Genomic DNA, 16,949 nt, shown 5'->3' on the forward strand with positions numbered 1-16,949 from the left:
AAATATTTAGTGGTACTACTACGTCGGCAATTATCGGTCCGAATGATCTTCAGGGATTTTAATGATATGCTTGTGTGGATACCAGAGTCGTCATTGCGAACGGCCGTAGGCTGCGTAGCAATCTCATGAAATAATAACAAGCTCCTGAGATTGCTTCGTCAATTACTGCGTAATTTTCTCGCAATGACGAGGAAAATGAATTTTGAGACAAATAAATGAAAAAAAAATTATATGAAGGTTCAAGTAAAATTTTATATTCTGCCGAAGAAGATTTTTTACTTATAATGGCTTTTTCCGATAAGGCTATTTTAGAAACAGGTGAGATTGTTGATATATCAGGTAAAGGAGTACTTAATAATAATATTTCTTCCTTTCTAATGGATAAACTGGAAATGATCGGCATTGAAAATCATTTTATCGAAAAAATAAATATGAGGGAGCAATTAATTCAATATGTTGAGGTTTTCCCGATACAAGTAATAATATCATCAGTAGCGTGTAGTAGATTTGTAAAAGAATTCGGAATTGATGAAGGGTATGTATTTGATAAACCTATCATTGATTTTAAGGTCCGAAGTCGTGAATTTAAATATCCGATAGTTAACGAATATCAAATATTAAATTTCGGCTGGTTAACTAGGGATGAAATTAAAGCGGTAAAAGAGCAGGCTTTGCGTATATATGATTTTCTAAGCGGCTTATTTATCGGTGTCGGGATTCGACTTGTTGAGTGTAAATTAGAATTTGGGCGTGTGTTTAACGCTGAAGAATCTATCATTATGTTAACTGATGAAATTAGTCCGGATAATTGTAGATTATGGCATATTAACAGTAATGAAAAATTGGGATTTGAATTGCTTGAAAAAGAACCAAATAAGGTTTTTGAATCATATCAGCTAATAGCTGATCGTTTAAAAGAAAAATAAATACTATTTTGGATTGTTTAAGGTTTTATTACAAAGTTCAGTTTTTCGTCATTGCGAGGAAAATTACAAAGTAATTGACGAAGCAATCTCAGGATATTTGACGAGATTGCCACGCAGCAGCTGCTCGCAATGACGATTAGGTGTCTACGCAGGAACAACATTTTTGATTTTTAATAATTTTTTACAGTAAAAAAGATGAAAATACGATTTATTATAATAAGCTTTATAGCTCTAATCCTAGTAGGGTGGGGATGGGGATATGCTGCCTATAAATTTGAACATCAAAGTAAAGAAAATATTATCTCTATTCTTGATAACTATGAAGAATATATAACTTATGATGCAATAAAAGTTAATAAATATGGATTTAGTATTACTTTAAATAAAGTAATGTTAAAACCTATAGATTTTTATTTTGATGAAATAGTTATTAGACATATACCGTTTTTGAATATTACAAAAATTGATTCTTACGGAAATAATGTAAAAATTACTACCGCTCAAGATGAAAAAAATATTTTTTACTCACCTGATCATCATACAACAATTTGGTTTAGAAAATCTTTGTTTAATAGAGAGCCTGATTATTGGAAATTAAGCTTGAGTGACAATAAATCCACTCTTTATAGTTCTCTAGATGCAGAAAAATTAGCAGAGAGTGATATTAGTAATTCTGTAATTACTAATACTAAGACATCGGATAACCTTAATTTGTTAATTTTGGATGGCAAAAATACTGTTTCTTTTATTTCTGAAAATTACAGAAGAAATTTATATGATAAAATTTTTGAATTTTTGAGAGATCAAATAGCTAATGACTCTGATACTGCTTTCTTTGAGTATGGTTTGACAAAGTTAGATATATTGAATTTACCTATTTCTTACAATTCCAAATTAAAACTAAAATATAGTGATGAGTTAGTAGCTCTTGGGAAATTATTAATTCAAAATTTTTCTCTAGATCAAAGGCAAGATGAGAATATGCATGCTGTTATTTTTATGCAGATGTTAGGAGAATTAGTAAAAGGTAAGCCGTTTTTATTTGCTTGTGATATTGAAAGAAAAGGAAAAGTAGAAAGTAATTTATATAAATTAAATATAGAAAAAGATAAAATTTTTAATTTTGCTTTAAATATTAAATCTACTATAGAACCTTCTGAAACATACCAAAAAACGGCAGCTGAAGCTTTAGGAAGCTACTTTAGTAATGGTTTAAACAAAAGAGCTGAGTTAGATAAAATTTTTAAACTAACTAGCCCTATTACTCAAAAAGATGGGGAAAGAGTAATGGGTGTTTTTGCAAAAATAAATAATTCCGAATTTAATTTAAAAGGTGAGTTTGATCCTGAAGCAAAAAAATTATCCGGTAAAACTAATCTTGTAATGGATGATTTTAATTTTGCTATTGATATTGATATGCCTACTATAGATAATCCTCTGAATCTAGAAAGCGTAATAAAATTATCGGATCCGAGTGCGGTTATAAATAATTTTGTGCATTATACTAATAATGCTATTGTACCGGTGCTTAATAAAATAGAAGATTCTAAGGAATTTGCTTTAAATCTAGGAAAACAAGCTTCAGTAATAAAGCAATACGGCTTTAGGGCAATAGAAGTTTTTAGTAAAAATTCTGAATTAAAAGACGGTGAATCTTTAGTAGTGGATGTAAAAAGTCAAGACGCCGGACTAACCTTTAACGATAAAGCTATTGATCAGATCCTTAGTGATGCAAGAGTATTAGAATTTATAAATGCCATGGCTATGATAGATCAAGAAAGCAAGTAGTCTAAGTGTCATTCCTGCTTTTGCAGGAATGAAATAAGAGCTACGAGATAAGGTCTACAAGTAAAAAATTTGAAGAAAAAATAAGTTATAAAAGAATGATTAATATTTCCTTTCCCGATGGGAGTATAAAACAATTTGCAAAAAACATTACCGCCTATGAAGTAGCAAATGCAATTTCAATGTCACTTGCTAAAGCAGCAATGGTTGCTGAAATAAACGGTGAGCTTCAAGACTTAAGTATCGTAATTGATAATGATTGCAAGCTTCGTATTTTAACTGCGAAAGATCCTGAATGTCTGGAGATAATAAGGCACGATGCGGCACATTTAACAGCAGAAGCAGTAAAGGAACTATTCCCTGAAACTCAGGTAACGATTGGTCCTGCAATTGAAAACGGTTATTATTACGATTTTGCTCGTGATAAACCTTTTACCACTGATGATTTAGCCGTTATAGAAGCTAAAATGCAAGAACTTTCACAAAAGAACGAGCAAGTAACAAGAGAGCTATGGGATAGGGATAAAGCCGTAGAGTTTTTTAAATCGATAGGAGAGTATTATAAAGCCGAAATTATTGCTTCAATTCCGGCAGGTGAGCCAATTACTTTATACAGGCAAGGTAATTTTATTGATCTATGCCGAGGTCCGCATGCTCCTTCTACAGGGGTTGTTAAGCATTTTAAGTTGATGAAAGTTGCAGGAGCGTATTGGCGAGGTGATAGTCGTAATGAGATGTTGCAGCGTATATACGGCACTGCTTGGGCCACGAAGGAGCAGTTAGATAGTTACCTCTTGATGCTTGAAGAAGCCGAAAAGCGTGATCATAGAAAGCTTGGGCGTGAGCTTGATTTATTCCACTTCCAAGAAGAAGCTCAAGGAATGGTATTTTGGCATGATAAAGGCTGGAGTATATATAATACCATTGAGCAGTATATTAGGAAAAAGATTCGTAAAAACGGTTATACCGAAGTTAAGACTCCTGTTTTGGTCGATAAAAGCCTTTGGGAGGCTTCAGGACATTGGGAAAAGTTTCGTGATGATATGTTTGCGTTAGAAACAGATGACAAGACATTAGCTTTGAAGCCGATGAACTGCCCTTGCCACGTGCAGATTTTCAAACAAGGTATCAAGAGTTATCGTGATTTACCTCTTCGTATGTCGGAGTTTGGTTTGTGCCATCGTAATGAGGCATCCGGTGCATTGCACGGTTTAATGAGAGTGCGGAGTTTAGTGCAAGACGATGCACATATATTTTGTGCTGTGGAACAAATTACCGATGAAACGGTTAGTTTTTGTAAATTACTGACTGAAGTTTATAAGGATTTCGGCTTTACTGATATAAAGGTAAAATTCTCTGATCGTCCTGAAATCAGAGCAGGGAGCAATGAAGTTTGGGATAAGGCTGAGAATGCTTTAAAAGAAGCAGTAGAACAAGCAGGGTTTACTTATACACTAAACCCGGGCGAGGGGGCATTTTACGGTCCGAAGCTTGAGTTTGTATTAACCGATGCGATAGGGCGACAATGGCAATGCGGTACGCTTCAGATGGATTTTGTTTTGCCGGAGCGGTTAGACGCTAGCTATGTTGCAGCAAGCGGAGAGAAAAAAAGACCCGTAATGCTACATAGAGCGATCCTTGGCTCACTTGAGCGTTTTATTGGTATATTGATCGAAGAATATGCAGGTAGGTTTCCGCTTTGGCTTGCACCAGTGCAGGTTGCTATTGCAACTATTACCAGCGATTTGAACGATTACGCTTTGGAAGTGCAGAAAGCTTTAATTGATAACGGGGTAAGAACGGATTGTAATATCTCACCTGATAAAATTAACTATAAGATTCGTGAGTTTTCTAATCAAAAAATACCGATGATTGCAGTAATCGGTAAACAAGAGCAAGAAAATAAACAAGTAGCGCTTAGAAGGCTCGGAACTACTGACCAAGAAGTATTATCGGTTGAGCAGTTAATAGCTGTGGTTAAAGAAGAGAATGAGAAATATTTGTAGATTTTAAATCTAAAGGATGATATAGTATAATAATACGTATCATAGGGATATGATATCCTAATTAGGAAAAAGCCTAAGGAGATTATGTGAGAACTATTATTAATATAGCTGATTCGCAAATTACAATTCTAGATAAACTATCCAAGAAAAAAATATCAAGAGATAAAATTATGGGGCTAGCTTTAACTAGTTACATTGCTAGTAATGATCACAATAATAAGGCATTTGAAAACGCTTTTGGACTCTGGAAAGATAAAAAATCTAGATAGTGTAGAATATCAGGCTAAATTATGTAATGAGTGGAACGAATGAAAGCTACCTTTGATACTAATATATTAATAGATTATCTACAATAATGTCATTCCGTTGATCGCACATGGGTGACAACTTAAGGATCGATGTCATTCCCGCGAAGGCGGGAATCCAGGGTAAAGCGAGATAAATCGAGCTTTCCAAAAAACTCTTTTAGACCAAGATTTTTTTATAAATTTTACTTTTCAAATAAAGCTTTAAGGTACTGGATTCCCGCTTTTGCGGGAATGACATAAGAGTCATGCAACAAGGGCACGCAGGTATGATATGAAATGGGCCATGTAATAAGGCCGCTTTTATCTAAGAATAACATACATTTCTTAACTTATGAAAATCAAAACTTATCCTGTTTCTTGTTTATGATCTGTTATAAAGCCGTATAAATATTGGTATTTTGTTATGATGCTTGGGCCTATTGCAAGCGGTTTTCATCCTATTATATATAATTATGCCGTAAAGCTTTTGCTTGATTTATTTACCCAAAATGAAAAGAGATTATATTTGCTCAAAGTTATAAACCAATAATATGGTTTGTAGCAGCACAAGCTATACTTGATGGTGCTTGGCGTGCTCATAACTTTGCACAACTTAAAGCAATGCCTCATATCTTTCAAGGCATGATGAATAAAATATGTAATCACTAGTTTAGTATATTGGGTATATAGGTGTATTTGTGTATGTAATTCATTTAACGTAATCTTGGTGAAATTAGTATCGGCGATATTGCTTTTATTATGTCCCTTACTTTTTTAGTTACTGAAAATTCGTGGCATGCCACTATAGAACTTAAAGACTTTTTAGAAGATATAGCAGCGTTTCGCTCCGCCTTTACAATCATGCAAATCCCACAAGATACTATAGATGAAAAATGCTGCTGAATTAAAAATCTTCAAAGGGGAGATTATATTTAGGGATATATAGTTTGCTTATAAAGAGGGGAGTAGTGTATTCCAGTCTCTTAATTTATATATTAAAGCCGGTGAGAAAGTGGGTATTGTCGGGCATTCAGGTAGCGGTAAATCCACTTTAATTGCATTATTATTGAAAAATTTTAAGCTGGAATTTGCGATATTATAATCGATAACCAAAGCCTTTACGATACTTCCTCTGACAGCCTGTGGGAGCAGATATCATTAATTCCTCAAGATATTATGCTTTTTCATCGCTCAGTAGGTAAGAATATCGGATATGCAAAAGAAAATGCTTTGCCTTGGGAAATAGAAAATGCCGCCAAAGCTGCAAATATCCATGAATTTATCGCAAGTTTACCGGCAAAATATAACACCATTGTCGGTGAGAGAGGAGTAAAGCTAAGTGGTGGACAGAGGCAATTGTCCGTGCTATTCTTAAAAACGCTCCGATTTTGGTTTTAGATGAAGCAACTTCAAGCCTTGATAGCCATACAGAGCAAAAAATCTATTAATACCATGCTTGATATTGAGAATGTCACAATAATTGCTATAGCCCACAGATTATCTACTATCAAGCATATGGATAGAATTATTGTTATGGATAAAGGTAAGATCGTAGAAGACGGCACTTTTAAGGAACTCTGGGAGCATCAAGTTAACGGATTTGTTTAAACCGGCGTTATATTAAGAATATGTAAGGTATCTCTAGGCAACAAAAAGCTAACTATGAAGTTCATAACCTAATAAAAGGCATTTATTACATTTATAATCACATGAAATGTTGTTTTGAATTGCTAATCTTTTTTACAAGATGGACAATTTGAATAATTAGAACGTGCATAGGAGTTTCCTGATACCGGTGCTGCTATAGGATAAAAAACTTTCTTTTTTAAACATTTTTGTATTCGCTTACTCATTTTTCTTCCTTTTATAGAAATATCACTATCTAATTCTGCTAATTGTTTTTCCATTAAAGGTTCTAATGTTTATAGCTTGAAAGCCATAAGCTGTAAGCCGCCGCATAATTATTTGGCCAAGAAGTAATTGTTCCTCCGAGATATAGGTCTTTATCATTTATTCTATATAAAGGTAGATATCTCCCCTCATCTGTACGTAATATAAGCTGCTCTTCATAAGCTTTTGATCATGAAATAGGATATAAATAGAGAAATTTTGCATTTTCAATATCAATAGGTGTTTCACTAACATAGTCTGCTGTTATTTTATAACTAATTATTACGCCCAATTGCTCTAATTCATCTTTATCTTGCAATGCATGATAGCTTAAATGTGAAGCATCTTTATTAGGAATTACTGCATAAAAAACCAATTTATTTTTTGTAAGACTAAAAATTCTCCATTATTTAATATATTACCGTTTTGGTATAAAGAACCGATCAAACTACAAAGTAAATGCCAATAATAAGAATTGCTTACTTTTATTAAACGATATAGTAACAAGATATATATTAGACATAGTTTAAATAAAATTTACCTATTTAGCTAAGAATGCTGCCTTTTATAATCTAACTTAATTGGAGTTTATTCCTAAAAAATTACTATTTAGGAATAAACTCCTAAATAGTTATATTAGTATATAAGTAAAGGATAAAAAACATAATTGATTTTAAACATGCTTTAAAGAAAAGTATAAAATACTACTTTTCAAAGAAAAGAGTTATACCCCTAAGGCTTTTTTTCCTTTAGATTGTTCTTGTTCAACTGTTTGAGTATGAGACTTAACTTGAGGAATTGCAAGATCGACTACATGTTCATATCTAACACCATTTTCAAATAAAACTTGACCGCATTTATTCACTTGAATAACATCTTCTTTAGAGAATTTATTTAAAATAACTTCCGTGATGTTATAAAGGAATTTCCAAGATAGTTCTATTCTTTCTTGTAATGTCAGCTTTTTATTTTCTGGTTTTTGACTATTAAGGGTCACATTTGGCGAATCATCAATATTACCTCTTTCAGCAGGTGATATATTTTTTTTACGTGCTGCTATTTTCTTATACATTAAAAATATTAATAATAATGATAATAAGCAACCTATGGCAATTAAAATATGAGTATTAGAATTAGACACTATTTTGCTCTTCCTTGTTGTTGAGTTAAGTTGTGTGTTTTAGAAAGTATAGTAACCACTGCTTTACCTATATTAACTAAGTTAGCTATATCAGGAGTTAGCTTTGCAATTGCTAAGACCGGAGGCGGTAATAAGTTAGTTTTTATTGTGAGACTTATAACATTTCCGAGTTCTTGACTTCCTGGGATTACTCCTACTATTTTTTTTATGTCGCTTGCAATTTTCGTAGCTTTTTCTGCTGCTTTACATAAGGATTCTATCTTTTCGCTACAAGAAGCTTCCGGATGTAATACTTTTAATAATTCTGTTTTAGCTTCATTTAGATTACCAGAAATAATATTCTTTACAGAGTTTAATTTGTCAATATTTGTATCTTGTGGAATTGCACTTTCAATATTACTTTTTAGTTCTGTTATTTTTTCTTCTCCTTCATCTTTGCTTTTTGGTATAGCTTTAGTAGCTTTTACAATATTCTCTAGTGAAGCTTGGTTATTAGGGTTTTTATTTGCTATTTCAATAATTTTTCGAGTCGGTTCTTTTGATATTTCTGAAATTGTAGCAACGTTTTTGGCTTTTTCATAGATGTTTTCAAGCTTCTCATAAGATTTAGCTTCTTCCCTTATTTCTTCTTTTATATCATTATGCAATTTTGTTATTTTTGGCAATAATTTTTTCAGAGTCAATAAAAGATTATTTACTTTTTCAAGTATTCCGCTTGTTTGTATAAATATTCCAAGCATCGGTATTTGAGTCGATATAACCCCGACTAATATATTGTCTAATGATTCTATAATTTTTTTAGAAGCTCCAGGATAGAGTTTATCTCATTCTTGCTGAAATTTTAAAATGTGTTCTAAAACATTTAAACATTTTTCTACAATAATCCTGTCAAATAAAAAGATATCTTTTGTTTTTTAACTGTTCTTGATATGCTTTCTCAAGCGCTTCAGATAAAGTAGTTATAGATTCTTGGATCGTCCTATTAAAAAGTTTTTCTATTTTCGCTATATCGATATTTTCAGTGTGAGATAATGCATTAAAGAATTTTGTAAAATATAAAATAAATGATCTTCTAAATCTTTTACATTCATTTTCAAAGATTTGGTAAAACCTTTTAATTTTATTAAAAGTCTTTGTTATGCTTTATTTAATCCGCTGAAACTAGAAAAATCAATTATAGACATAAAATTTTATTTTGTTATCAAAGATTAATTAATCTTAAAGCTTTATAACCGTAAAATAAAATGTAAAATAGTTATCATTGCCCTTGAGATTAATTTTTGTTATATTACGTGCTAACATTGCTACAATAGATTTATATTGTTTTATTAGGATATAGGTATATTCTTGAAAGATTAAACTAATCTCACTAACATATTATCAATTATTCAAGAAATTTATGCGTAAATTAACTACATTTATTGTTACATTATTACTAACTAGTTCGATTGCAGCAGTTGATTTGCAGGGAGCTTTAACTGAAGGATATAAGAATAATGAGGAGCTGAAAGCTGCTAGAATTAAGTTTTTAGACTCGATTGAGCAGTTTCCGCGAGCTTTTTCGGGGTTTATGCCTAGTGCCGGATTACAGATTAATAGACAACATAATAAGACTAAATATAATAAAAAATATGCTGATAGGCTTGGTCTTACTCCAAGGGAAACAGATAGTGATCAAGGTGCATTAATAATTCAACAGTCTCTATTTAATGGTGGTTCTAGCGTTGCGGCTCTTAAAGCTGCTCAAGCAGGATTTAGAGCTGCACGGGGTGCATATTATGCCGGTGAACAAAAAATATTATTAAATTTAATAACTGCGTATCTTGATTGTTTTGAGAGCAAAGCGAAATATGATATTTCCGAAAGTAGAGTTCGCACTAACATACAACAAGTGAACACCGTTGAGGAAAAATTAAGACTTGGAGAAGCAACGGAAGTAGATATAGCAACCGCAAGAGCGGGGCTTGCAGCAGCAGAAACGAATAAACTAGCTGCTTATGCCGATTTTCAAGGAAAAAAAGCAAATTTTATTAGAGTATTTGGAATAGAGCCGACTAATATAACTATGCCTGAGTTACCTAAAATGTTACCTGCTTCATTAGATGAGTTAACTGGAAGAGCTGCTAAACTCAATCCTGATATTGATTCGGCAAGGCATAATGTAACTGCGGCTAAAGCTTTAGAAATGGCAGAAAAAGGGAAATTATTACCGCAAGTAAGTGTGCAACTGCAATCCGGTAGAACATACTACAATCCACAAGGTGATATAAATGCTATAAATAATAGAAGCTATACTACTACTCTTTCGGTAAATATCCCTATTTATCCTGAGGGAGGAGCTCAATATTCAAGAATCAGATCAGCTAAAAATCAAACAAGAAATAGTGCAGTTCAGCTTGATAATGTGATAAAGCAGACCCAAGCAGGGGTTGTAAGCGTGTGGGAGGGATTTGAAGCAGCAAAATCTCGTATTGTTGCTGCTAATCAAGGAGTGGATGCTGCTCAAATATCATATGACGGCACTGTGCAAGAGGAAATAGTCGGATCTAAAACAATATTAGATGTTTTAACTGCCGAAGAAAAATTATACGAAGCAAAAATAACTCGTGTGGATGCGTATAAATCTTCAGTACTTGCGGCATATCAAATGAAATTGTTAACCGGCGAGCTAACGGCTCAAAGTTTAAAACTTAAAGTAAAATATTTTAGTCCTGAAGAAGAGTTTAAGACTATTAAAAAGAAAATGTTTATAGGTTTCTAACGTGAGTAAGGACAATAAAAAGAACCAAGATATGTCGATAGAAGACATATTAAAATCGATTAAAGGAGTAATAAACGAGCGTAAAAATCCTATTCATGAAAATGATAGCGAAGATGAAGATGTATTAGAGCTAACGGAAATAGTAAAGCAAGATGAAGAAGAAAAGTTAATATCAACTAAATCTGCTGAAGAGGTAGGTGATATTTTTAAAAGTTTTACCGATACTATTAAAGATAAAAAGCTGGATAATAATATCTCATCTAAAAATGCACTTGAAGAATTAGTCGTTGAGATGTTAAAACCAGAACTTAAAGCTTGGCTTGATAAAAATCTACCTGTACTTGTTAAAGAGTTAGTAGAGATTGAGATAAAGAAATTGGTGCAGAATAGTAAGAGGTAGGGGAGTGCATGTCATTGCTAGCTAAAAGCGGGGGAGGTGTAGGCTTATTTATGTCATTTCCGTGGAAGCGGGAATCCAGCAATTAAAAGGTATATACACAGTAAGTTTTAATATTAAAAGCTCGATTTATCTCGCTTTACCCTGGATTCCTGCTTTCGCAGGAATAACATCGAACAACCTCCTGCTATCAAATAAATTATTTAATAAGGACTTATATGTTAAATAAATTATGTAAGATATTATTTTTTATAAATCTATTATTAGTGATAGTTCAAAGTGATGCTTCACCTCCGCCCTTACCGCCATCATTACCGGCTGCCGAAGTAGATACTAAAGATAAGGATGTGCGCTCTAGTGCCGATATTTCTTTTTTTGATAAATTTAAGCAATTTTTTAGTAAACCAAAAAAGAAAGATATACCCCCTAAACAAGCAAATGAACAAACTAAAGCAGCCCATCAAGAAGAACCAAAGCTAGCTTCCCAAGAGCCTAATGACAATGAACAAGCTGAGCCGTTTATAGATGTCGGTAATACAGCATTGCCTAGTGCTACACGTGATAACGTTCATACAAATCCCAGTCATGAAAGTAGTGTAAATTTAGCTTCTCATGACATTCAGGAATCTAATGAAGCCGAGGCATCTGAACCTTTTATAGATATTGGTAGTGCAACGTTACCTAGTGTTACAAGTAATGAAATGCATGAAGCACAAGTTGCTTCTAATGAGCATAATGATACAAATTTAGCTTCTAATATTATAATTCCTAACGTACCGAGACCGATAGTATCTATGCCTCCGGCTCAAGCAGGAAGTTATGTAGTGCCTCCGCAGCGACCGGTGCAAATATATAAACCAACCAATTTGCCGCCTGTGCATAAGCCTATTCCGCTTAATTCCTCTCCTGATGCTAATAAAGAGGAAGAAAGCGTAGCACCGATAGCACCGCCCTCTATAACTAATATACCTGCTGTTTCTCCGCCTGTGGTTAGCCCGCCGGTAACCCAAGATACTACATCAAGTACTATGCCAACAGTACCTCCGGCAGTACCTAGTAATGTACCTGCACCTTCGGTAATGCCTACAAATCAACCTTCTACACAGCCTATAACACCGACTAGCCCAAATACACCCGTTACTACTCCGTCTAAAGTAATTCCTACAACCGATTCTTCAGCAGAACTCAATAACTCGCAAGAGACATTTGTAGCTGTTTCAGATGTCTCAAAAAAACAAGATTGGAATACGCCGCTTATACCCGTTGTTGTAGTGAAGCTGAATCAACTTCAGCCTTTACAAATTAATAATAATCAAACTACAAATAATCAAGAGAAATCACCTCCGGTAAGCTCTCCAAATGTCACAATTCAAAAACAAGATAATAACGTAAATAATGAAACATCGGAGTTGGTAACAAAATTTGTTAAAGATGAAACACAAATGTTACTTTTACCTGATGATGATATAGTTCTTGGTAAACTAACAGAGCAGGCGACTTTAGAGCAGATGGATATGTATGCATATATAGAGCTGTTCCAAAAGAAAGAAGCATGGATAGCAAGTGCCGAAAGAAGAAAAGTTGTAGAGAGTTTTATTAAATATGATAATGATATAAATAAAAAGAAAGATATTTATGCCAATCTATCTTATGGTAGTGCAGTAGAGAATGCTTTTAGAGCAGTGGATAGAAACAATCTTTTAGAGTTGCGTGCGTTACTTGACGTTTATCCTATATTGCAAGAAAAAGGTAGAAGCGGTGAGACATTACTAACTGCTGCTATTTATAACGATAATTACTATTTAGCAAAATTTTTGGTCATACGAGGTATTAAAATTTCTACTCTAAATGATGAGTGCCAATATCCATTAGATATTGCATTAGCTCAAGGAAGCGCTAACATAGCTTGTATGTTAATCAAAGCTAAGGGATATTGATAAGATTATTTTTATCGTCATTGCAAGCGACTGTAAGGAGCGTGGCAATCTCAAAAATAGTATAAAATCCTGAGATTGCTTCGTCAACACTTACAGTTTTGCCTCGCAATTACGTAGAATTTTCAAACAATTTCTTTAAAGCTTAATTGCTTTTCTATGTTAAATAGTTTAATTTAGGAGAGAAAATAATTAATTAAATCTCTAATATATGAGCGATTTATTCAGCTTTAACAAAGAAAAGAAAAATAAGCTAGTCGATAATAACTATAGTGCAAAAGATATTGAAGTATTAGAGGGGCTTGAGCCTGTTCGTAAAAGACCGGGGATGTATATCGGGGGTACTGATTCAAATGCTATGCATCATTTAGTATCTGAGGTGCTGGATAATGCTATGGATGAAGCAGTCGCCGGCTTTGCAAGTATCATCACGATAAAAATGCATCATGATCATAGTATTACTATATTTGATAACGGTCGCGGTATCCCTATTGATAATCATCCTAAATTTCCTGACAAATCAGCTTTAGAAGTAATTTTAACTACTCTTCATTCAGGAGGTAAATTCTCAAATAATGTTTATCATACTGCAGGCGGATTGCATGGTGTTGGAATATCGGTAGTAAATGCTTTATCTAAACATTTAGAAATAAAGGTTTATAAACAAGGTAAATTATATAGCCAAAGTTATTCTAAAGGAGAAAAATTAACTGATTTAATATGTGAAGAAGCATCTAAAAGGCTAAGAGGTACATCAATACATTTCACTCCCGATCCGGAAATTTTTAGTGAAAAATTACATTTTAATCCTAAAAGGATTTATGAGCTTGCGAGGTCAAAAGCTTATTTATATCGTGGTGTTACTATAGAATGGGCATGCGAAGTAGAAGTACAGTCAGATATACCTAAAAAGGCATTAATAAGTTTCCCGAACGGTTTAAAAGATTATTTAAGTTCAAAAATAACTTTAGATAATTTAGTTATTCCGGGAATTTTTGCAGGTAATATAGAGTCTACGCCGGACAGGATAAAACTTGAATGGGCGATTTGTTGGCAAAATAACGATAGCTCGGCATTTATTCAATCATATTGTAATACTGTTCCGACTCCTCAAGGAGGAACACATGAGCAAGGACTTAAGTCGGCTATTTTACGTGGGCTTAAAGCATATGGTGAAATGATAGGGAATAAAAAAGCTGCTAATCTAACTATTGAGGATATTTTAGAAACCGCAAGTGTCGTACTTTCTATTTTTATAGCTGAGCCGTCTTTTCAAGGACAAACTAAGGAAAAATTAGTATCAAACGGTGTAAGTAAACCGGTCGAGAATATAATAAAAGATCATTTTGACCATTTTCTTAGTAGCGATAAAGCTTTAGCTACTAATTTACTTGAGCATGTAATTAGCATTGCTGAGTTTAGAATCAGTAAGAAAAACGAAAAAAATATTTCCCGTAAAAATGCCACTCAAAAATTACGTTTACCCGGTAAACTGGCCGATTGCACACGCACTTCACCTGAAGGGACGGAATTATTTATTGTAGAAGGTGATTCGGCAGGAGGCTCTGCAAAACAAGCACGTAATAGAGAAACGCAAGCAGTATTACCGCTATGGGGTAAAGTTCTAAATGTTGCGAGTTCTACGCTTGAGAAAATCGTTAATAATCAAGCAATACAAGATTTAGAAATAGCTCTTGCCTGCGGTAGTTTAAAGAATTATAAAAAAGAAAATCTGCGTTACGAAAAAATAATTATTATGACTGATGCAGATGTTGACGGTGCTCATATAGCTTCGCTATTAATGACTTTCTTTTTTTTACGAATGCCGCAATTGGTAGAAGAGGGGCATTTATATCTAGCTAAGCCTCCGCTTTATCGTTTAACGCAGTCTAATAAAACTTATTATGCAGGCGATGAAGAGGAAAAAGCTAAGTTAACGGATAAATTATTAAAAGCTAGTAAAGCTAAAATTGAAGTAGGTAGGTTTAAAGGTCTCGGTGAAATGATGCCTGCACAATTAAAGGAAACTACTATGCATCCGGAAAAAAGATCGCTTTTAAAGGTAACTTTAGAAGATTTTCAAAATGTTGATAAAATAGTAGATGATTTAATGGGTAAAAAGCCGGAAAAAAGATTTCAATTTATTTATGAACAGGCTTTAGTTAAAATGGATAAAATTATTAGTGAGCTGGATATTTAATCGTTATTGCGAGGAGCCGTAGGCGACGCGGCAATCTCGTCAAATATCCTGAGATTGCTTCGTCAAATTACTTCGTAATTTTCCTTGCAATGACGCTTTGCTTAAAAACACACATATTTGGAGTATTATGTTATTACGTTTAATTATAACACTATTTTTTATTATAAATTCTATTTGTGCATTTGCAGAAGTAGAAAAAGAAACGGAAAATAAAATATCAAATCAGGAAGCTTATAAGCAATTTCAAGACGTATTTGAACGTATCGAAAAGGCTTATGTACAGGTACCCGATAAGCAAAAAATGATAGATGAAGCAATTAACGGTATGTTAAACTCACTTGATCCTCATTCAAGCTATTATACCGATGAGGATTTAGAAGATATTTTTACTTTTACAAAAGGTGAATTCGGCGGAATCGGTGTTGAAATAATGTATGATAGCGGAGCAATTAAGATAATATCGCCTATTGACGATTTGCCGGCTTTCAAAGCAGGGCTTAAAGGTGGGGATTATATAGTAGGCGTGAATGACGAGTTAGTCTCTACGCTTGGTCCTAATAAAGCTATAAAAGAGATGCGTGGTACGCCTGGTACTAAGGTTAAATTGTTGATAATTAAGGAAGAAGAGGCAAAACCGCAAGAGCTAGAGCTTACTCGCGAAATAGTAAAAATCAAGCCGATAAAAGCACATTTAGAAAAAAATAATATTGCATATATACGTATAACTACTTTTAATGAGTCAACAATTTCTGAGCTGAAGGCAGCAGTAAAGAAGTTAAAAACTGAGAGTAAAGATGACCTTAAAGGTATAATTCTAGATTTACGTAATAATGCCGGAGGTATACTCGATCAAGCTATTGCTGTTAGTGATTATTTTATTGATTCCGGTGTAATTGTAACAACCAAAGGTAGAACTACATCAAGTAATAGCGAAACTAAAGCAAATGAGTTTTCGTTAAAAGCTCCCAAAGTACCTATGATAGTTTTAATAAACGGTCATTCTGCCTCTGCCTCGGAAATAGTTGCCGGAGCTTTGCAAGATCATAAAAGAGCAATAATACTTGGCACTAAGTCTTTCGGTAAAGGATCAGTTCAGGCTTTAACGCAAATCAATTCTAGGGCTGCCGTAAAACTGACTATATCTAAATATTACACCCCAAGCGGTCGTTCTATTCAAGCAGAAGGAATAGAGCCTGATATTTTAATTGAGCCGGCAAAAGTTGAGTATCCAGAAGTGAAAAAAATAGATAATCGTTTTTCTGAGAGTTCTTTAAAAAATTATTTGAAGAATGATAATGAAAAAAACAAAGATAATTCATCTAAAAACAAAGATAGCCAAAAAGAAACAAAAGCCAAAAATAATAAACAAGAAGAGAATGAATTATCGGAATTATACAAAAAAGATTATCAATTTGCTCGTGCTTATGATGTAATTACAGGGTTGATTATTAATAAGAAGCTGGAAACAAAAGAGAGAGTTAAACAAGAAGATAAGTAGAGAGGATAATATCATTCTCGGTTTTGCTGTATGGATAGATTCTTCGTCATAAGCTACGGAAAAACTGTAAGTTTTGTACGTACGTGATCTCAGGAACCCTGGTTTATGAGATTGCCACACTCCT

General features: G+C 33.4%; 15 protein-coding genes and 3 pseudogenes. 14 read left to right on the forward strand and 4 right to left on the reverse strand.

Annotated features, from left to right (window positions below):
* Positions 1–215 precede the first annotated feature (215 nt).
* The 8 genes and pseudogenes from TENJIKU01_RS05165 to TENJIKU01_RS05195 all read left to right on the forward strand — a co-directional run bounded on the left by TENJIKU01_RS05165 (position 216) and on the right by TENJIKU01_RS05195 (position 6,612).
* Positions 216–926, forward strand: coding sequence for a phosphoribosylaminoimidazolesuccinocarboxamide synthase (locus TENJIKU01_RS05165; protein ID WP_064429457.1), 711 nt, complete (start codon positions 216–218; stop codon positions 924–926).
* A 195-nt stretch (positions 927–1,121) separates the two neighbouring features.
* The gene (locus TENJIKU01_RS05170; RefSeq protein WP_064429458.1) at positions 1,122–2,714 is read left to right on the forward strand and encodes a hypothetical protein; all 1,593 of its coding nucleotides are present in this window, start codon (positions 1,122–1,124) and stop codon (positions 2,712–2,714) included.
* 95 nt (positions 2,715–2,809) lie between these two features.
* Entirely contained in the window at positions 2,810–4,717 is a 1,908-nt protein-coding gene (gene thrS / locus TENJIKU01_RS05175; protein ID WP_064429459.1) for a threonine--tRNA ligase, read from the forward strand.
* Between the two features lie 86 nt (positions 4,718–4,803).
* Positions 4,804–5,029, forward strand: a pseudogene (locus tag TENJIKU01_RS05180) (hypothetical protein).
* Between the two features lie 399 nt (positions 5,030–5,428).
* The gene (locus TENJIKU01_RS10245; protein WP_255374209.1) at positions 5,429–5,554 is read left to right on the forward strand and encodes a hypothetical protein; all 126 of its coding nucleotides are present in this window, start codon (positions 5,429–5,431) and stop codon (positions 5,552–5,554) included.
* Between the two features lie 462 nt (positions 5,555–6,016).
* Positions 6,017–6,106 (forward strand): ATP-binding cassette domain-containing protein, encoded by a 90-nt coding sequence (locus TENJIKU01_RS10250; RefSeq protein WP_172795049.1) that lies wholly within the window; start codon positions 6,017–6,019, stop codon positions 6,104–6,106.
* 50 nt (positions 6,107–6,156) lie between these two features.
* Positions 6,157–6,402 (forward strand): multidrug ABC transporter permease, encoded by a 246-nt coding sequence (locus TENJIKU01_RS10255; RefSeq protein WP_255374211.1) that lies wholly within the window; start codon positions 6,157–6,159, stop codon positions 6,400–6,402.
* On the forward strand, positions 6,403–6,612 hold the full coding sequence (locus tag TENJIKU01_RS05195) for a multidrug ABC transporter permease (protein WP_227780015.1): 210 nt from the start codon (positions 6,403–6,405) through the stop codon (positions 6,610–6,612).
* Positions 6,613–6,734: 122 nt separating this feature from the next.
* Here the strand turns inward: TENJIKU01_RS05195 and TENJIKU01_RS09835 are convergent, their stop codons facing one another.
* From TENJIKU01_RS09835 to TENJIKU01_RS08970, 4 genes and pseudogenes are all read right to left on the reverse strand, one after another.
* Complete coding sequence (locus TENJIKU01_RS09835) at positions 6,735–6,911, reverse strand: hypothetical protein (RefSeq protein ID WP_227780017.1); 177 nt, start codon at positions 6,909–6,911, stop codon at positions 6,735–6,737.
* Positions 6,912–7,084: 173 nt separating this feature from the next.
* Positions 7,085–7,270, reverse strand: a complete 186-nt coding sequence (locus TENJIKU01_RS05205; RefSeq protein ID WP_064429460.1) for a hypothetical protein — start codon at positions 7,268–7,270, stop codon at positions 7,085–7,087.
* A gap of 348 nt (positions 7,271–7,618) precedes the next feature.
* Positions 7,619–8,035, reverse strand: a complete 417-nt coding sequence (locus tag TENJIKU01_RS05210) for a DUF2660 domain-containing protein (RefSeq protein ID WP_064429461.1) — start codon at positions 8,033–8,035, stop codon at positions 7,619–7,621.
* Positions 8,035–9,159: pseudogene (locus TENJIKU01_RS08970) on the reverse strand (hypothetical protein). Before TENJIKU01_RS08970 ends, TENJIKU01_RS05210 begins: the two are co-directional and overlap by 1 nt.
* 275 nt (positions 9,160–9,434) lie before the next feature.
* On the opposite strand from TENJIKU01_RS08970, the gene TENJIKU01_RS05220 reads away from it, so the two are divergent.
* From TENJIKU01_RS05220 to TENJIKU01_RS05245, 6 genes and pseudogenes are all read left to right on the forward strand, one after another.
* Positions 9,435–10,796 carry a TolC family protein gene (locus tag TENJIKU01_RS05220; RefSeq protein ID WP_064429462.1) on the forward strand — a complete coding sequence of 454 codons (1,362 nt, stop codon included), beginning with the start codon at positions 9,435–9,437 and terminating at the stop codon, positions 10,794–10,796.
* Position 10,797: 1 nt separating this feature from the next.
* Entirely contained in the window at positions 10,798–11,196 is a 399-nt protein-coding gene (locus TENJIKU01_RS05225) for a DUF2497 domain-containing protein (protein WP_064429463.1), read from the forward strand.
* Positions 11,197–11,204: 8 nt separating this feature from the next.
* Positions 11,205–11,422 (forward strand): annotated as a pseudogene (locus tag TENJIKU01_RS09840) (hypothetical protein).
* The gene (locus TENJIKU01_RS05235; RefSeq protein WP_064429464.1) at positions 11,412–13,130 is read left to right on the forward strand and encodes an ankyrin repeat domain-containing protein; all 1,719 of its coding nucleotides are present in this window, start codon (positions 11,412–11,414) and stop codon (positions 13,128–13,130) included. The pseudogene TENJIKU01_RS09840 and the gene TENJIKU01_RS05235 overlap by 11 nt, the downstream one beginning before the upstream one ends.
* Positions 13,131–13,338: 208 nt before the next feature.
* Entirely contained in the window at positions 13,339–15,327 is a 1,989-nt protein-coding gene (gene parE / locus TENJIKU01_RS05240) for a DNA topoisomerase IV subunit B (RefSeq protein WP_064429465.1), read from the forward strand.
* Between the two features lie 127 nt (positions 15,328–15,454).
* Complete coding sequence (locus TENJIKU01_RS05245) at positions 15,455–16,825, forward strand: S41 family peptidase (protein WP_064429466.1); 1,371 nt, start codon at positions 15,455–15,457, stop codon at positions 16,823–16,825.
* Positions 16,826–16,949: the final 124 nt, after the last annotated feature.

The organism is Rickettsia sp. Tenjiku01 (assembly GCF_001653015.1).
Lineage (GTDB): Bacteria > Pseudomonadota > Alphaproteobacteria > Rickettsiales > Rickettsiaceae > Rickettsia > Rickettsia rickettsii.